The following is a 17,720-nucleotide window of genomic DNA, read 5'->3' on the forward strand; positions in this document are numbered from 1 at the left end:
GATTAAGGTCCTTCCAAGAATTTTTTACGGAGAGCATGAATGAGCACCAACCTGTTTGATCTGAATGGAAAAATCGCCCTGGTCACCGGCGCCAGCCGTGGCATCGGTGAAGAAATCGCCAAGCTGCTGGCGGAGCAGGGCGCTCACGTGATCGTCTCCAGCCGCAAGATTGATGGCTGCCAGGCGGTGGCGGACGCTATCAACGGAGCTGGCGGCAGTGCCGAGGCTTTCGCTTGTCATATCGGTGAAATGGGACAGATCGAAGCCATCTTCGGCTTCATCAAGGAAAAGCATGGCAAGCTGGACATCCTGATCAACAATGCCGCGGCCAACCCGTACTTCGGCCACATCCTCGATACCCCGGTCACCGCGTTCGACAAGACCGTGGACGTGAACCTGCGCGGCTATTTCTACATGTCCGTGGAAGGTGCCAAACTGATGCGTGACCATGGCGGTGGCGCTATCGTTAACACCGCCTCCATCAACGGTCTGTCGCCGGGCAACATGCAGGGTATCTATTCCATCTCCAAGGCGGCGGTGATCAGCATGACCAAATCCTTCGCCCAGGAATGCGCGCAGTTCAATGTGCGGGTCAATGCTCTGCTGCCGGGTCTGACCAAAACCAAGTTCGCCGGCGCGCTATTCGAGCAGGAAGAAATCTACAACAGCGCCATCGCTCAAATTCCCATGCACCGTCACGCCGAGCCGCGTGAAATGGCGGGCACGGTGCTGTACCTGGTGTCCGATGCTTCCAGTTATGTCACCGGTGAATGCGTGGTGGTGGACGGTGGTTTCACCATCTGACTCTGACCGGTGAGTTATTGAGGCTGGTGAGTAATTGAGGAGAACAACCATGGATCCGATGCTGGACTTCACCGGCAAGGTAGGACTGATCACCGGCGCCGCCAGTGGCTTCGGCAAGATGCTGGCCGAGGAACTGGGGCACCGTGGCGCCTCCCTGGTGATCGGGGATATCAATGAAACCGCCTTGCGGCAGGTGGCGGAGGAACTGGCCGGGCAGGATATTCCGGTGCGCGCACTGCGTTGTGACGTGTCACGGGAAGCGGACTGCAAGGCCATGGTGGACACCGCCGTGAAGGAGTTCGGCCGCCTGGACATGGCGGTGAATAACGCCGGCATCGCCCATGACTTCGTCGCCATGCACGACATCGACGAAGCGCTGCTGGACCGGCAGATCAACGTCAATGTCAAAGGCGTGATCTTCGGCATGAAATACCAGCTGCCGGCGTTGATCGAAGCCGGTGGCGGCGCCGTGGTCAACACCGCCTCCATGGCTGGTATCGGCGGCGCGCCCAAGCTGGCGCCCTATGCCGCCGCCAAACACGCGGTGATCGGTGTCACCCGCACCGCGGCGGTGGACTACGGCCGGCGCAATATTCGCGTCAACGCCGTGTGCCCCTATTACACGCTGACGCCGATGCTGGAAGGCAGCGACGGCATCGCCTCCGGCGGTGACGCCGAGAAAACACTGTCGATGATGGCCTCCGGCACGCCCATGAAACGGCTGGGCCGCCCCGAGGAAATCGTTGCCGTGATGATGATGCTGTTGTCGCCGGCCAATACCTATATGAATGGTCAGGCGTTGGCGGTGGACGGCGGAGTTTCGGCGTTTTGATTAGAGGCCGCTTGCACGCTTGCAAGCGTGCAAGCGAAATAACAGGAGAACAATCATGAGCAATCGTTTGGCGGATAAGATCACCATCATTACCGGCGCCACCAGTGGTATTGGTGAAGCCACCGCGCACCGCTTCATCGAGCAGGGCGCCACCGTGGTGCTGGCCGGCCGCTCCAAGGAGAAAGGTCAGGAACTGGCGAAGGAACTGGGCGAGCGCGCGGTGTTCAAACGCACCGACGTCATGAAGGAAGACGATATCGCCGCCCTGGTGGATTTCACCGTGGACAAGTTCGGCCGTCTGGACTGCCTGTTCAACAATGCCGGTGCCGGCGACCGCACTTCCTGCGAATCCTTCGACGAAGTGGAATTCGCTCATATCATGCGGCTGCTGGTGGGCGCGCCGGCATTCGGCATCAAGCACGCCGCGCGGGTGATGAAGGACAGCGGCGGCGGTGCCATCATCAACAACGCCTCCATCGCCGGACACCGCCGCAACCAGGGCGGCTATCTGTATTCCGCCGCGAAGGCGGCGGTGGCGCACATGACCCGTCTGGCCGGTGCTGATCTCGGTCCCTATGGCATTCGCGTCAATGCGATCTCGCCGGGCGCCGTGGCCACGCCGATCTTCTGGGGCGGTTCCCAGCGCGCTCAAAACCTCAGCGATGAGGAAAACGAAAAGAAAATGGCCAAGTTGCAGGCCAATCTGGCCAAGGCCACGCCGATGCCCCGTTCCGGTTTCGCCGATGATATCGCCTATGCGGCGGTGTTCCTGGCCAGCGATGAAGGTTCCTTCATCAACAGCCATGATCTGGTGGTGGACGGCGGCCGTATCGCCATGTTCAACGAGAATCCCTGAGGCTCCCATCGATTCCATAACAAAAGGACGGGCCGTATGTCTGAGATGAGCGTGATCGCCGAGGGTCTGAAGTTTCCTGAAGGCCCCATCGCCATGCCCGACGGCAGTGTGATTCTGGTGGAAATCGCCGCCGGCTGCTTGACCCGGGTATTCCCTGATGGCCGCAAGGAAGTGGTGGCCGAGCCCGGTGGTGGACCCAATGGCGCCGCCATCGGCCCCGATGGCGCCTGCTATGTGTGCAACAACGGTGGCATGCGCTTCCACGAAAAAAACGGCTTGCTGTTTCCCGGCGATATGCCGAAGGATTACAGCGGCGGCCGCATCGAGCGCATTGACCTGAATACCGGCAAGGTCGAAGTGCTGTACACCGAGGTGGACGGCGAACCGCTCAAGGGCCCCAACGATATCGTTTTCGATAAGGCCGGTGGTTTCTGGTTCACCGATTTGGGCAAGGGGCGTGGCCGTACCCAGGACCGGGGCGGTTTGTACTACGCCCGGGCCGATGGCTCCATGGTCAAGGAAGTGGTGTTCCCCATCGTCAGCCCCAATGGCGTCGGGCTGTCACCGGATGAGAAAACCGTGTTCGTGGCGGACACCATTCCCGGTCGCCTGTGGGCCTTCGAGATCGCCGGGGAAGGGGAGATCAAACGGGCGCCGGGGCCCTTTCCCGGGCGCTTCGTCGGCTCCCCCGCAGGGCTGAACTTCTTTGACTCCCTGGCGGTGGATGGGGACGGCAATGTTTGCGTGGCGACCATCTTCAATCCGGGCATCACCATTTTCGCTCCCGACGGCTCCAGCATCCGTCATTTCCCCACCGACGACGCCATCACCACCAACATCTGCTTCGGCGGCGAGGATCTGCGCACCGCTTATATCACCCTGTCCAGCTCCGGAAGGCTGGTGGCGGTGCCGTGGGAAAGGCCCGGTCTGGCACTGAATTTCCTTAATAAATAAGGGCCATTCGCCTGCAGGCGGAGGGCCGCCCCGACAGGCTCCTCAGAGGTCTCTACGGAGCCCCTGTAGGAGCCTGCCCTGCAGGCGAATCCAATAAGTCAAAATAAACTTATTAAGTAGAAAACGACTCTTTTCCAGCGCACGTACCGTTTCGACAAGACGGCGCCTTCAACCCCCTCTCACGCTCCCGAAATCAAACCAAAGGCGGTTCGATTCCGGTAATGAAGCCATCGCCCGCCGACCGCTAAGCTCGAATGATCCAACAATAAAGACGAGCGAGGTCGGTAATGAAACACAAGATAGCCACGGTGATAGCGTCCCCGGTGATCTTTGATCTGGAGGCCACGGCGAAGAAGTGCTGTGACATTATCAACGAAGCGGCGGACAAGGGCGCTTCGCTGGTGGTGTTCCCGGAAACCTTTCTGCCCATGTATCCGTGGTGGATCTGGATGGCGGTGGATAACGTCAAGCGTCTCGAGCTGTACGAGCGCCTGGCCGGGGAATCGGTGGATGTGCACGGTGATGTGTTCAAATCGATCTGCTACCAGGCGCGCCGCCGTAATATTCACGTGGTCATCGGTATCAATGAAATCGGTGGCGATACCCTGTACAACAGCCAGGCGTTTATCGATAACCGCGGCGATCTGATCGGCCTGCGCCGCAAACTGGTGCCCACCGGCGAGGAACGAACGTTATGGGGGCGAGGCGACGGTAGCGATCTGCTGGTGCTGGACACCGAAATAGGGCGGCTGGGCGGCCTGATTTGTTATGAGAACTCCATGGCACTGTCCCGTTACGCGCTCTATAGCCAGGGACTGCAGATCCATGTGGCGAACTGGCCCGGCTCCAATTTCAAGAGTCAGCCCCGCGACCGCACTCGCACCATCGATACCGTGTGCCGCTTCATCGCTTTCGAGGGCCAGACTTTCGTGGTGGCGTCGTCGTCCTGTATCGGCGAGGAGGAGGTGCGTTTCTATCACCAGCTGTGCCCGGAACTGAAGGACACCTTTGCCGTGGGCGGTGGTATCGCGGCGGTGTACAACCCGTTCGGCGAGCCGGTCGGCACGCCGCTGACCGACCAGGAAGGCATCGTCTACGCGGACCTGGATCTGGGGGATATTCGCAAAGCCAAACACATGATCGACTGCGTCGGGCACTACGCCCGCCCGGACGTGGCGCGACTGGTCATCGATGATAGCAGCAAGCGACCGGTGACGGGCTTCTCCAATCCCCGTCCCCAACCCGTCAGCTTCGAGTTCGATGACTGACGTTCAGGCCACTCCTGGCCGGCCCGGCTGGCGCACCTTGATGGCGTACTTGCGCGCTTTTCTCACCGCGGAGGTCTGGCTGATGCCGAGCGCATTGGCCACTCCGTAGGTGGTCTCGTACCGTGAGTAGGCTTGCTGCAGGACCCGCCGCTCGGTGTCTTCCAGGATGCGTTTCAGCGACGCCTCTTCCGGCGTGCCCTCCGCGGCATGGGTGGCGCCTTCCGCCGGTGACAGGCCGCTGACAATGGTTTGGCCTTCGCTGTTCACATAAAGGCGCTCCATGGTATTGCGCAATTCGCGGATATTGCCATTCCAGGGCGCATCGCGAAGTTTCGCCAACAGCGCCGTGGAGATGCCGATTTTCTTGCCGTAGCGTTTCGCCAGCTGGTCGAGGAACTGACGGGCCAGCAGGGGAATGTCCTTGCGGCGCCGGCGCAGCGGCGGGATGTCGATACGGTACACATTGACTTGGTAATACAAGTCGTTGCGGATACCGCCATTGCGCCGTTGCTGGTCAAGATCGTCAGTGCTGGAGGACAACACCCTCAAATCCAGCTCAACCGGTTTGTCGCCGCCGTGGCGATAATGGACTCCGCAGGAGAAGGCATTGGCCAGCTTCATCTGGATCGCCACGGGCAGGGCCGCGATATCCTCAAGATAAAGCGTGCCGCCCCGGGCCAGCTCCAGCAGCCCCGGTCGCACTCGAGCCGCGCCCTGGGTGTCGTCGATCTCCTCGCTGCCGAACAGTTCCCGCTCCAACCGCTCCTCGGGCAAGGCGCCGCAGCCGAGTTTGATGAACGGCTGGCGTCGTCGCTCACTGTGATCATGAATCCAACGGGCCAGACGGTGCCGGCCGGAGCCGGGTTCGCCATGCAGTAACACCGGCGTTTCAAAGGCCGCGATACGTTCGGCCTGGCGCATCACGGATTGCATGGTCTGGTCCTCGGCGATCAGCTTACCGTCTTCTTCGAGACGGGATTTCAGGCGGGCGATTTCGTTCTGGTAGGCCAGGTTGCGGGCCTCGGCCCGTTCCAGCTTTTCTTTCAGTGCGCTCAGTTCGGTAATGTCGCGCACGTTGGAAATGACTTTGTCGATGGTGCCGTCGGTGTTGAACACCGGTGTCGCGGTGACGATGGTCTCCACCCCGGTGCTGACATGTTGAAGGATGGTGACGACGTCCTGCTTCTCCAGCGCCAGCAGGGTGGCGCTGACGTCGAACATGCCCCGCTCGACCAGGGTGCGCATGTTCAGGCCGACCACGTTCTCCCGCTTAAGCCGGGTGATGCGGCAGATCGCTTCATTGATGAACAAGGTGGTGCCGATGGCATCGGTGATCCAGATACCGTCGTAGGAGGATTCCACCGCTCTGGTGATATCGGACAGAGAGACGGTCATGGGACGCCTCCGTTTCTCATTATTGTGGAAGGTGGGTGGGCGGGTCGGGGGGAGCAAGGATCGCGGTTCTCCCTATCTCTCCATCCGGGAAAGGACCGCGATCCAACCGCCCTGGAATGTTACAACATGATGGATTTCACCTCGGTGAACTCCTCCAGGCCGCGGCTGCCCCACTCGCGACCGACGCCGGAGTGTTTGTAGCCGCCGAACGGCGCGTTGAGATCGAGCTGGGCGCCGTTCAGATGCACCATGCCGGTACGCAGACGACGGGCGATGGCGGCGGCCTCGTCCTTGTCCGCGGCGTAGACATAGCCGGACAGCCCGTAGTCGGAGTCGTTGGCGATGGCCACCGCTTCGTCGAGTGTGTTGTAGGGCAGCATGGTCAACACCGGACCAAAGATTTCCTCACGGGCGATGGTCATCTGATTGTTCACTTCGCTGAACACGGTGGGACGGGCGAAGTAGCCTTTCTCCAGACCTTCCGGTTTGCCCGGGCCGCCGCAAACCAGTTTGGCGCCTTCATCGATGCCGCGCTGGATCAGCGTTTGCACTCGCTCGAACTGGCGGGCGTTGGCGATGGGGCCCATCTGCGTGTCCTTCTCGGCGGAAGAGCCCACCTTGATGGAGGCGCATACCTTGGCGGCGATCTCCTCGGCCTGGGCCAGCTTGTCCGCCGGCACCAGCATGCGGGACGGTGCGTTACAGCTTTGCCCGGTGTTGGTCATCATCGACATGACGCCGTGGGTCACGGCCTTCTCCAGATCGCAGTCCGTGGTCAGGATATTGGCGGACTTGCCACCCAGTTCCAGCGATACCTTCTTGAAGGTATCGGCGGCTTCACGGCTCACCGAAGAGCCGGCGCGGGTGGAACCGGTCAGGGACACCATGTCCACGCGTGGATCGGAGGAGAGCATCGGGCCGATCTCGGCGCCGTCACCGTAGATCATGTTGAAGACGCCGGCGGGCACTCCGGCTTCGTCCATGATTTCGGCGAATACGCAGGCTGACAGCGGTGCGAACTCGCTGGGCTTGAGAATCATGGTGCAGCCGGCGGCGATGGCCGGGCCGACCTTGCAGGTGACCTGGTTCATGGGCCAGTTCCAGGGCGTGATCATGGACACCACGCCGGCCGGTTCATGCCGGATCAGGGTTTTGCCGGTATTGGTTTCGAACTCGAAATTCCGTGCCACTTCCAGAGCGGTGGCCAGATGACCAAGACCGGTGGGGGCCTGCACTTTGGCGGCCAGGCCGTGACGCGGCGCGCCCATCTCCTTGCTGATGGCGTCGGCCATGTCGTCCAGGCGGCGTTTGTAGACGGCCAGGATTTTTTCCAGCAGCGCCAGACGCTCTTCCACCGGAGTGGCGGCGAAGCCGTCGAAAGCGTCGCGCGCGGCCTGGATGGCACGGTCGGTGTCGCTTTTGCCAGCCAGATACAGAGTGCCCTCGGAGGCCTCGGTAGCGGGGTTGATGACGGGGTATTCCCGGGCGTCGTCGCCGGGTTTTACCCAGGCGCCATTAATATAAAACCGAGCCAGGTTCTCCATGAGAGTGCTCCTTGTTATTTGGTATACAGTTATTCGTGAGAGGACAGGGGCAATACAATGCTCCCGGGGCGGCCAGAGGGTCAAAACAAATTAATGAAACACTATTCCAAAATGTTGACCGGCCGGCCCGCTCATGTCATCTTCCTGGAAAATGACAATCCAAGGAACCCCCTGAACGAACCGGTGGCCATTTTCGCCCGGCACCGCTCTTTCCCCGGACGCTCCCAATCCGAATCGTTCCGTCGGCCCGGTCTTGGCCGCGACGACGCGGTGTGGTTTTCAGCGGGTTCCGAATAATAAACGAGGAGAGTGTATGAACCGCTTCGATCAGAAGACCGTCTTGATCACCGGTGCCGCCAGCGGCATCGGCCGTGCCGCCGCCTTGCGTTTCGCCGAGGAAGGCGCGCGCCTGGTGCTGGTGGACCGCAACCTGGCGGGTCTCGAGGAAACCCGGGCAACGCTGCCCGCCGGGACCGAGGCCACGCTGCGTGAAGTGAATGTGGCCGACGAGCAGGCGGTGAAGACGTTGGTGGATGACATCGCCGCTTCCCACGGCGGCATCCAGGTTCTGATCAACAACGCCGGCACCGCCGGTAACGACCACTCTCCGGTGACCGACAACAACACCGAGAACTGGAACACCATCCTTTCCGTGAATCTGCTCGGTCCCATGTTCTTTATCCGCGCGGTGGCGCCTTACATGAAAGAGCAGGGCGGCGGTGCCATCGTCAATACCGCCTCCGTGGCGGGCATTCGCTCCGGCGCTGGCGGTAACGCCTACAGCGCTTCCAAGGCTGGTGTGATCAGCCTGACCAAAACCACCGCCTGTGATCTGGGCGGCTATAACGTTCGCGTCAACGCGGTCTGCCCGGGATTGATCGAGACCGGCATGACCAAGCCGGTATTCGATTACGCCCGCGAAAACAACAAAGAGGAAAAGCTGGGCAGCCGTTGCGAACTGCGCCGCTATGGGCGCCCTTCCGAAATCGCCGCCGCCATGGCGTTCCTGGCCAGCGACGACGCCAGTTACGTCACCGGTCAGGCGTTGGCGGTGGACGGTGGCAATACCGCTTCGTTGAACCTGCCTGGTATGAAAGTCTGATTGGCGCGGGTACCGGGCTAGTCTGGTATATTTGGCGCTTTTATCGACAACTATAAAATTCATTTATAAAGAAAGAGCGGGATAAACCCGCTCGCCATAATCCCGAAGCCTGACCGAGGAAAGAACACGATGCGACGAGCCCCTATGGGTAAAGAGGCCCAGTCGGCGGAGAAAGACCGGAACTTCGTCACCGCCCTGGCGCGGGGACTGGAAATCCTGCGCTGTTTCGGTCCCTCCGACGATTACCTGGGTAACGCGGAACTGGCTAAACGCACCAATATTCCCCGTCCCACGGTATCGCGGATGACCGCCACCCTGACGCAACTGGGCTACCTGCGTTATGTGGAGCGGCTGGAGAAATACCGGCTCGGCCCTGGCGTGCTGGATCTCGGCTACCGCTATTTGGCCGGCGAAGGCGTCCGCGATATCGCCCGCCCGTTCATGCAGGACCTGGCCGACGCCACCGATTGCATGGTGGCGATCGCCGCTCCCAACGGCCCGTGGATGAGCTACATCCAGGTGTGCCAGGGCAGCGGGCCGCTGGTACTGCGATTGACCGTGGGATCACGAGTGCCGATGGCGGGTTCGGCGGTGGGCCGGGCCTATCTGGCCGGTCTCTCCGAAGAGGATCGCGCCACTCATCACCGTTTGATCCGCGAGCACGATCCGGACGGCTGGCCGGAGTGGGAGAAGGGTCTGGAACGGGCTTATCGCGAATATGAAGAATACGGTTTCTGCACCTCCGACGGGGAATGGAACCGCGATATCAGCGCCGTGGGGGTTCCCCTGGTGCTGGATAACGACTCCACCGTGATTCCGTTCAATTGCGGCGGCTCCTCGCTGCGCTTGAGCCGGCGGATTCTGGTGGAAAATCTCGGCCCCCGGCTCAAGGAGCTGGTGGGACAGGTCAAGGAAATGTTGCAGGGCCGGGACGTGTGATGGACGGTGATCCGACTCCGCGTCCGGCCCGGGAGAGTAGTGAGTGAGCAGTAGTATGACGCCGGACGCGGTGCCGGCCCTGAACCAGGCCGCAGACAAATTCAAACACGGGTTTTTGGGCACCATTGGCTTTCACTTTCTGGAATGGGAAGAAGACCGGGTGGTGCTGGGGCTCAATGTGGTGGAGAAACACCTCAATCTGGGCAACGTGATTCACGGCGGTGTGCTGGCCACGTTGCTGGACGTTTCCGGAGCCTGTTCCGGCAGCTATTGCCCCTATCCGGGCAGGGTGCGCAAGGCGCTGACCCTGTCGTTGACCACCACCTTCACCGGTCAGGCCGGCCCGGGTCTGGTACGTGCCATCGGCGTGAAGCGGGCCGGCGGCAGCCGCATCTTCAACTCGTCCATGGAAGTGCTGGATGCCAACGACCGGTTGCTGGCATTCGGTGAAGGTACTTTCCGCTTGCGTGGCGGCTCCGAGGATCCCAAGGGCGTGCCGGTGGATTACTGAGAGAAGCCAGTGACTCCCTCGCCGGCGCCCCTTTAATCCCTAAGTCGCGTCTTTATAGTACTTTCGGCTAATTCCCTCATTTGATGGCGGGGCCCGTCAAAACCCTGTGCTATGCTCTTTGGTATAAGTGTCTCTGGCCAGCGGCGCCGCCGCGGGCAGGGACACCGACCTTGGACCGATTGAGGCAGGAGCGGAACCCCATGTATCAGGTTCTGGTTGCCGACGATCATCCGCTGTTTCGTGAAGCCATCGCCCGCGTCATCGACGATGGTTTCCCCGGCACCACGTTGCTGGAAGCATCGGATCTGGATTCCACGCTGCGCCTGGTGGCCGATAACGACGACCTGGACCTGGTGCTGCTGGATATCCACATGCCGGGTATGCAGGGGCTCAGCGGCCTGGTGCGGCTGCGCAACGAATTTCCCACGGTACCGGCGGTGATCGTCTCGGCGGAAGAAGAAAAAAGCGTTATTTTGCAATGCATCACTTATGGCGCGGTGGGCTTCATCACCAAATCCTCGCCCCGTAAACAGATGATCCAGGCGTTGCGGCAGATTCTCGATGGCTCGGTGTATCTGCCTTCGCACATTATCCGCGCGGAAGGCGCCGGGGCGGCGACGGGGCGTTACGATCCCTCGTTCCTGCCGGCGTTGCTGGAAACACTGACCCGTAAACAGTTGCAGGTGTTCGAGCGCATGGCCCAGGGCGAATCCAACAAGGTCATCGCCTATAAGCTCAATATCGCCGAGAGCACCGTCAAGGCCCATGTTTCGGCGATACTGCGCAAGCTCGGCGCCACCAATCGCGTACAGGCGATCCTGTCCGCCAGCGATATCGATTTTTCCGCCTATCTGAAAGCGCCCTCGGTAACGGCGCGGGATTCGGCGGTGAGTCCCCGTTAGCCTCGGCCGCCGGGAACGCATGAACCGGGTAACGAAAGCCGGGTAAATAACAACAAGTATCCGGGAGTAGACCATGACCGCTGCCCCGCCACAGGCGGTGTTGACTGCCTACAGCGATGCCCGCGACGAACAGGTGGCGGCGCGCCAGATCGCTGAGAGTCTGATTCATCCCCATCTGGGGTTCGTGCTGTTTTTTTGTTCCATCGAGTACGACCTGGATCGTCTCGCCGGCGCCCTGAACGGCGAGTTCCAGAACCTGCCCCTATGTGGCTGTACCTCCGCCGGGGAAATCACCGCCCGTGGCTACGATCGCAATACACTGGTGGCGATCGGCTTCGATGCCCGCTTCTTCTCCGCTGGCCATCATTTGATCGAGCACATGGATGGCTTCGGCCTGCTCGACGCCCAGCAACTCACCGACGGTCTGCTGACACAATGCCGGGAACGGGCCCGGAACCTGACGCCGAACGAGGACAATACCTTTGTATTGACGTTGCTCGATGGCCTGTCGGTGAACGAGGAAATCGTCATCGCCACGCTCAATGCGGCACTGGGGTCGATTCCCAGCTTCGGCGGCTCCGCCGGCGATGACTATCGTCTGGCGCAAACTTATGTCTATTGCGATGGCCGCTTCTACAGCGACGCCGCCATCGTCGTGATGATCAGTACGGTGCTGGATTTCGAGGTGTTCAGCACGCATCACCTGCACCCGTCGACGCCGAAACTGGTGGTCACCGCCGCTGACGCCGAACGCCGGGTGGTGCACGAACTGGACGCGGAGCCGGCGGCACTGGCCTATGCCCGCCTGGTCGGGGTGCCGGTGGAACAGCTCGATGACGTGGTATTCGCCCGCTACCCGCTGGCGGTACGCATCAACGATCACTACTACGCCCGCGCCATTCAAAAGGCCAATCGGGACATGAGCCTGTCGTTCTACTGCGCGGTGGAGAACGGCATCGTGCTGACCGCCATGCGCAACGCCTCGCTGCACGACAATCTCACCAGTACGCTGGATGACATCGAGTCGCGGCTCGGACCCCCTTGGGTGGTGATTGGCTGTGACTGCTGTCTGCGCCGGGCGGAGCTGGAAGCCGACGACGAGATTCCCCAGGCGTCGGCGCTGTTGCGCCAGCACCGGGTGGTGGGGTTCTGCACCTATGGCGAGCAATATAACGGCATGCACATTAACCACACCCTGACCGGTGTGGTGATTGGCCGAAAGATGGGCGTCGACGATGGGTGACGCCAAGAATGATTCCGACAACGCCCGTCAGTCCCCCTGGGATCTGCACGAAGCGCGTCTGATGGCGGAGAACGCCCGCCTCCGGCGGATCTGTGATGCCCTGATCGAACGCGTGGAGGGCAGTGGCATGGCGCCCACCGCGCCCTACGCGGCGTTTCAGCACTCGGTGGTCCTGGCCCAGCAGGTACGTGAACGAACCCAGGCACTGCGTGAAACCAATCGCCAGCTGATGGCGGAGATCGAGGAGCGTCGCCGGGTGGAGCAGCGGCTGCGCGAGGCCACCGATAAAGCGGAGCAGGCCAATCTGTCGAAAACCAAATTCGTGGCGGCAGTCAGTCATGACCTGATGCAGCCGCTCAACGCCGCCCGTCTGTTCACCAGCGCCTTGCAGGAAGACTCCGACGAACGGGCGTCGCCGATGTTGAATCACATCGACACCGCGCTGCGCGATCTGGAATCACTGATCACCACCTTGTCCGACGCCTCGAAACTGGATGCCGGGGTGGTCAGCGCGGAAACCATGGCGTTCCCTTTAAGCCAGTTGCTGGATGTGCTGGCGGAGGAATTCAGACAGATGGCGGCGCTGAAAGGGCTCCGTTTCCGCTACGTGCCCACCTCCCTGGTGGTGCGTTCGGATCCACAACTGCTCAGCCGTATCATGCGTAACCTGCTCTCCAATGCCATCCGCTATACCGACAGGGGCACGGTGTTGCTGGGGTGCCGTCGCCGTGGTGCCGAAGTGGAAGTGTGGGTGGCGGACACCGGCATCGGGATTGGCGAGGATCAGATCGATTCCATCTTCCAGGAGTTCAAGCGCGGCAAGCGGGCGGTGGAATATCATGAGCGCGGTCTTGGCCTGGGGCTGTCCATCGTGGAAAAGATCAGCCGTATTCTCGAGCACCCTCTGTCGGTGACGTCACGGGAAAACCAGGGCTCCCGGTTCCTGCTGCGACTGCCCGTGACTACCTTGAGTCAGGCCCGTCAGCAGGCCATGGCGCAGTCCTCGGAGGAGCCTTCCGCCTTGACCGGCTTGCGGGTCTGGGTGGTGGATAACGACAGAGCCATCTGCGCCGGTATGCGCACCTTGTTGGAACAGTGGGGATGCCAGGTGGTGGCGGCGGAATCCCTGCCGGAACTGCGCCAGCAGGTGGATGTCGGTGTGGCGGGCGCGCACGTGCTGATCATGGATTACCATCTGGACCCGGACACCGACGACGGTTTGACCGTCGCCGGACGGATCAACGCCGCACGCAGCGAACCCTTACCGGTGATCATGCTCACCGCCGACCGTGAACAGGAACTGAAGCAGCGCTGTGCCACCCACGGCTATATGTTGCTGTATAAGCCGGTCAAACCGATGAAGCTGAAGCTGGCGCTGCAGCATGTGCTGGTCGGATGAACCTCATTGGGCCATTTCCGCAATAAACGGCTCCGGCCGCACCGCTTCCACCTTGCCGTCCGCTTCCCGCCAACCGTCCACGCCATTGCGATACCAATACACGGCGGTATAGCCGTCGGCGGCGATACGTTTCGCCACATTCCAGGACAACCAGCAATCCGCGCGACAGAAAAACACCAGAGCGCGATCCTTGTCGTCTTCCGTGAGCCGTTTCAGATGCCGCCGCAGATAGTCCCGCCAGCGATTCTCCAGCGGTGTGCTGCCGGTGTTGGGTAACCAGATTGCTCCGGGCAGTGTCCAATGTGGCGTGTCCTGTAGAAAACCGCCGTTGGCGTAACCAACGTTATAGACGTCGATCAGAACCACGCCGGGTTCGGTCGACAGCATGGTTTTCAGTGCCTCGGTATTCAGTGTCACGGCACCTTCCACTGCCTCTGGAGTAGGGGAGCGGTAGGGCGGTAGACGATAACCTTCGGCGTCGAAGCCGTCGCCGCTGAATGCAGGCAGCGCGACGATGGCGACGAGCAAGGTGAGCAGAAGACGACCCATCATTTCACCAGTCCTGTGGGCAGCCGCTGCAGTTTTTCATGTAAGTGCCCTGAAAGTTGGTGAAGCGCAGCCGCGCGCCGGTGACATCGGCGCCTTCCAGAGTGGACAGGTTCAGTTTGGTTTCCTGCAAATTGGCGTCGCGCAGGTCCGCGTTTTGCAGTTTTGACTTGTTCATCCAGGCCATCTCCAGGTTGGCGGCGCGCAGTGTGGCGTGTTGCCAACTGGCCCGGGTGAGACGGCCGAACTGCAGGTCCGCGCCAGTGAGATCGGCGCCATCGAAGCGCGCGTTCTGGGCGAACAGATTCCAGCTTTGTACCGCCACCAGTTTGGCCTGGCTCAGATCGGCGGAGCGCAGGTTGGTGCTGTACAGCGTGGCGCGGGTCAGATCGGCGCCGCTCAGGTCGGCGCGCTCCAGATTGGCACCGCGCAGATCGGTATGACGCAGGTCGGTGCCACGCAGATTGGCGTTGCTGAAATCGGCGCCGCGTAAATCCAGGTTGGCAAGATCGGCGCCGGAAAGGTCCGCGCCGGGACAATGAGTCTGGGCCTCAAGAACGCAACCATTGTGTTCCGGTGGCGCCCAGAGGTCGTCTTCGGCGGCGCGCGGGGATTTGCCCAGCGTCATTGCGCCGGCGACCACCAGAAGGCTGCTTAGCAGGAGTTTTGATCGCAGTGCCATGACATGCTCCCAGGGCCCGGCTTACGCCGGGCCGGTATTGTTGTTGTGGTGAAGGCGCGGCACCTCTGGGCACCGCTCCCTTTTGCGCTGATGGGCGTTGTTATTTCTTCGCCATGTCCTTGGCGAAGCTGGGCAGTTTGAATACCCAGAAGGAACCGCCCTGGGAAATCGGCCGGGTCAGTTCCGCCATGTCGCCGCCCCACAGTGGCACCGCGCCACCGTAGCCGGCGGTCACGCCGATGTACTGCTCGCCGTCCATTTCCCAGGTGATCGGCGGGGAGATGATCCCGGTGCCCACCTGGAACTTCCACAGCTCCTTGCCGGTTTTGGCGTCGAAGGCCTTGAAGTAGCCGTCGCCAGTACCGGTGAACACCAGATTGCCCTTGGTGGCCAGGACGCCTGCCCACAACGGCATCTCTTCCTTATGCTGCCAGACCACCTTGCCGGTGGTCGGATCCATGGCGCGCAGGATGCCGACGTGATCGTCAAACAGGCGCTTGATACGGAAGCCCATGCCCAGGTACGCGGAGCCGGGGGTGTACTCCACTTCCTCGGTCCAATAATCCTCTTTCCAGTGGTTGGCGGGCACATAGAACAAGCCGGTGTCCTGGCTGTAGGCCATCGGGTTCCAGTTCTTGCCGCCCAGGAACGGCGGTGACACTTCCACCGCTTCGGAGCGGGTTTCGCCTTTCTTCAGGCGCGCCGGCCGCTGGCCTTTGTTCTCGATCGGGCGGCCGGTTTTCAAGTCGATGCCCTTGGCCCAGGTGATGCCGTCGACGAACGGGAAGGCGTTCAACAGTTTGCCGCTGGTACGGTCGGTGACGTAGAAGAACCCGTTACGGTCGGCGTGAGCGCCGGCCTTGTGGAGCTTGCCTTTCTTGTCGACGTAATCGAACAGCACGATCTCGTTGTTGCCGGAGAAATCCCAGGTGTCGTTGGGGGTGTGCTGATAGAACCACTTGATCTCGCCGGTGCTCGGATCCACGCCGACCTGCCCGGAGGTGTAGAGGCTGTCGTAGTCTTTGGGATCACCGTTGGGCGCGGTGCGGGCCCAACCGTTCCAGGGCGCCGGGTTGCCTGCGCCGATAACGATGGTGTTGGTGTTCGGATCGAAAGTGGCGCTCTGCCAGGGCGCGCCGCCGCCGTGGCTCCAGGCTTTGGCCTTGCCGGTTTCACTGTTGGGATCGTCCGGCCAGGACGGCGCGCGCGGATCACCGCTGGGCGTACTCTCCTCGCCGTTGAGGCGGCCCATGTGGCCTTCCACGAACGGTCGCATCCAGATTTCTTCGCCGCTGTCCGGGTCGCGCGCGAACAGCCGGCCGACCACGCCGAATTCATCACCGGAGGAGCCGTGGATCAACAGAACCTTCCCGGTTTTCTGATCCTTCACGATGGTGGGGGCGCCGGTCATGGTGTAACCCACCTTGTGGTCGGCGAACTTCTTGCGCCAGACCACTTTGCCGGTGTCCTTGTTCAGCGCCACCATGCTGGCATCGAGGGTGCCGAAGAAAATCTTGTCACCGTAGATAGCGGCGCCACGGTTGACCACGTCACAACAAGGGCGGATGTCGTCCGGCAGGCGATGGGCATAGTCCCACAGCTTTTTGCCGGTACGGGCGTCGATGGCGAATACCCGGGAATAGGAGCCGGTGACGTAGATCACGCCGTCGTGGAGCAGCGCCTGGGATTCCTGGCCCCGCTGTTTCTCATCGCCAAACGAGAACGACCAGGCTGGCGTCAACATGGACACATTGTCGGTGTTGATGTTGTTCAAGGTGCTGTAACGCTGGGCCTGAATGCCCAGGCCGTACATCAGGACGTCGTCGGTGGTGGCGGCATCATTGGCGATGTCCTCCCAGCTCACCTCCTTGCTGGTGGCATGCGCGGCGCCACTTACTCCGATCATACTGGCCCCGATCATGGTGGCCAGGGTAACCGCGCCGGCAAGGTGTTTGACCTTTCCGGAAAACGGTGCATTGCGGCTTGTTGTTTTCATACCTGTTCCTCGGCTTGTTGGTATTTGTCGCGGAGTGTTACCGCCCCGCTGCGGCGTAAAGATCGTGAACAGGCTCTTAGAGTCTCCGAGGGCACGATTGGCCGCTACCGACACCAGGCCGAGAAATCTAGCCAATTGGGTCTACTACCAAGGATGTAGACAGGTTTGGTCCAAGGACGAGTAGGTCGATGGCGGACGGATCGTTAGATTGAAATGCGATGTGAAGCCCCTTGAGCCGGCTTCGCGCCTTACCGCCGTATTGCAATCCGCGATCTGAAGGACCCCGACAATGACCAGAACAATGTTTATTCTCACCATCACCTCTCTGTTGTCCCTGGCCGGTCTGGCCTGGGGGCACGGTAATGTCACGCCGCAGTCGGTCAACATCCGAGGCCTGGAAGAGCTGGGCGAGGAATGGCGCGATACCAACCCTTACCGGGAATCGCACCCACAACATGAACTGGCGGTGGATGTGGGCAAGTCCGCCTACAACCAGAACTGCGCTGCCTGCCATGGACTGGAAGCGAAGTCCGGCGGTATTGCTCCGGACCTGCGTGAGCTGGAAAACGGCGATTACGGCGACGAGTGGTACAAGGAGCGCGTGATCAATGGCGCCAGCCGTAACGGTCGGGTATTGATGCCACCGATGGCCAACTACCTCAGCCAGGAAGCGCTGTGGGCGATCCGCACCTGGCTGGAAACCGTCAGCCTGGAAACCACCGGCGGCAATTAAGCGGCCGCTGAGCA

Annotated in this window: 17 protein-coding genes; 12 read left to right on the forward strand and 5 right to left on the reverse strand. The window is 61.3% G+C overall.

Annotation, left to right across the window (positions count from 1 at the left end; translation table 11 throughout):
- The first annotated feature begins 39 nt into the window (after positions 1-39).
- The 5 genes from B5T_RS07980 to B5T_RS08000 all read left to right on the forward strand — a co-directional run bounded on the left by B5T_RS07980 (position 40) and on the right by B5T_RS08000 (position 4,714).
- Positions 40-804 carry an SDR family oxidoreductase gene (locus tag B5T_RS07980; protein ID WP_014993979.1) on the forward strand — a complete coding sequence of 255 codons (765 nt, stop codon included), beginning with the start codon at positions 40-42 and terminating at the stop codon, positions 802-804.
- 49 nt (positions 805-853) lie between these two features.
- Positions 854-1,636, forward strand: coding sequence for an SDR family NAD(P)-dependent oxidoreductase (locus tag B5T_RS07985; RefSeq protein WP_014993980.1), 783 nt, complete (start codon positions 854-856; stop codon positions 1,634-1,636).
- Between the two features lie 55 nt (positions 1,637-1,691).
- A complete protein-coding gene (locus B5T_RS07990) occupies positions 1,692-2,492 on the forward strand; it encodes an SDR family NAD(P)-dependent oxidoreductase (protein WP_014993981.1) in 801 nt (266 codons plus the stop codon).
- Positions 2,493-2,528: 36 nt separating this feature from the next.
- Entirely contained in the window at positions 2,529-3,446 is a 918-nt protein-coding gene (locus B5T_RS07995; RefSeq protein ID WP_014993982.1) for an SMP-30/gluconolactonase/LRE family protein, read from the forward strand.
- 287 nt (positions 3,447-3,733) lie between these two features.
- Entirely contained in the window at positions 3,734-4,714 is a 981-nt protein-coding gene (locus B5T_RS08000; RefSeq protein WP_014993983.1) for a carbon-nitrogen hydrolase family protein, read from the forward strand.
- Between the two features lie 3 nt (positions 4,715-4,717).
- Here the strand turns inward: B5T_RS08000 and B5T_RS08005 are convergent, their stop codons facing one another.
- Positions 4,718-6,109 carry a sigma 54-interacting transcriptional regulator gene (locus tag B5T_RS08005; RefSeq protein WP_014993984.1) on the reverse strand — a complete coding sequence of 464 codons (1,392 nt, stop codon included), beginning with the start codon at positions 6,107-6,109 and terminating at the stop codon, positions 4,718-4,720.
- A gap of 119 nt (positions 6,110-6,228) precedes the next feature.
- Positions 6,229-7,653 carry an aldehyde dehydrogenase family protein gene (locus B5T_RS08010; protein ID WP_014993985.1) on the reverse strand — a complete coding sequence of 475 codons (1,425 nt, stop codon included), beginning with the start codon at positions 7,651-7,653 and terminating at the stop codon, positions 6,229-6,231.
- 313 nt (positions 7,654-7,966) lie between these two features.
- Here B5T_RS08010 and B5T_RS08020 point away from each other — a divergent pair, with 313 nt between their 5' ends.
- The 6 genes from B5T_RS08020 (at position 7,967) to B5T_RS08045 (ending at position 13,749) form a co-directional block, all read left to right on the forward strand.
- Positions 7,967-8,755: an SDR family NAD(P)-dependent oxidoreductase gene (locus B5T_RS08020; RefSeq protein WP_014993987.1), complete on the forward strand. Its 789-nt coding sequence runs from the start codon at positions 7,967-7,969 to the stop codon at positions 8,753-8,755.
- A 129-nt stretch (positions 8,756-8,884) separates the two neighbouring features.
- Positions 8,885-9,694, forward strand: coding sequence for an IclR family transcriptional regulator (locus B5T_RS08025; protein WP_041716938.1), 810 nt, complete (start codon positions 8,885-8,887; stop codon positions 9,692-9,694).
- Between the two features lie 43 nt (positions 9,695-9,737).
- Complete coding sequence (locus B5T_RS08030) at positions 9,738-10,205, forward strand: PaaI family thioesterase (protein WP_229682934.1); 468 nt, start codon at positions 9,738-9,740, stop codon at positions 10,203-10,205.
- Between the two features lie 200 nt (positions 10,206-10,405).
- A complete protein-coding gene (locus B5T_RS08035) occupies positions 10,406-11,107 on the forward strand; it encodes a response regulator (RefSeq protein ID WP_014993990.1) in 702 nt (233 codons plus the stop codon).
- Positions 11,108-11,180: 73 nt separating this feature from the next.
- Entirely contained in the window at positions 11,181-12,350 is a 1,170-nt protein-coding gene (gene nosP / locus B5T_RS08040) for a nitric oxide-sensing protein NosP (RefSeq protein ID WP_014993991.1), read from the forward strand.
- Complete coding sequence (locus tag B5T_RS08045; protein WP_014993992.1) at positions 12,343-13,749, forward strand: ATP-binding response regulator; 1,407 nt, start codon at positions 12,343-12,345, stop codon at positions 13,747-13,749. The genes nosP and B5T_RS08045 overlap by 8 nt, the downstream gene beginning before the upstream one ends.
- A 3-nt stretch (positions 13,750-13,752) precedes the next feature.
- On the opposite strand, the gene B5T_RS08050 is transcribed toward B5T_RS08045, so the two are convergent.
- From B5T_RS08050 to B5T_RS08060, 3 genes are all read right to left on the reverse strand, one after another.
- A complete protein-coding gene (locus B5T_RS08050) occupies positions 13,753-14,301 on the reverse strand; it encodes a rhodanese-like domain-containing protein (protein ID WP_202803036.1) in 549 nt (182 codons plus the stop codon).
- A gap of 1 nt (position 14,302) precedes the next feature.
- The gene (locus B5T_RS08055) at positions 14,303-14,977 is read right to left on the reverse strand and encodes a pentapeptide repeat-containing protein (RefSeq protein WP_014993994.1); all 675 of its coding nucleotides are present in this window, start codon (positions 14,975-14,977) and stop codon (positions 14,303-14,305) included.
- A gap of 100 nt (positions 14,978-15,077) precedes the next feature.
- Positions 15,078-16,898, reverse strand: a complete 1,821-nt coding sequence (locus B5T_RS08060; protein ID WP_202803068.1) for a methanol/ethanol family PQQ-dependent dehydrogenase — start codon at positions 16,896-16,898, stop codon at positions 15,078-15,080.
- 364 nt (positions 16,899-17,262) lie between these two features.
- Here B5T_RS08060 and pedF point away from each other — a divergent pair, with 364 nt between their 5' ends.
- Positions 17,263-17,706, forward strand: coding sequence for a cytochrome c-550 PedF (gene pedF, locus B5T_RS08065; RefSeq protein ID WP_014993996.1), 444 nt, complete (start codon positions 17,263-17,265; stop codon positions 17,704-17,706).
- Positions 17,707-17,720: the final 14 nt, after the last annotated feature.

It is taken from the genome of Alloalcanivorax dieselolei B5, from assembly GCF_000300005.1.
Taxonomy (GTDB): Bacteria; Pseudomonadota; Gammaproteobacteria; order Pseudomonadales; family Alcanivoracaceae; genus Alloalcanivorax; species Alloalcanivorax dieselolei.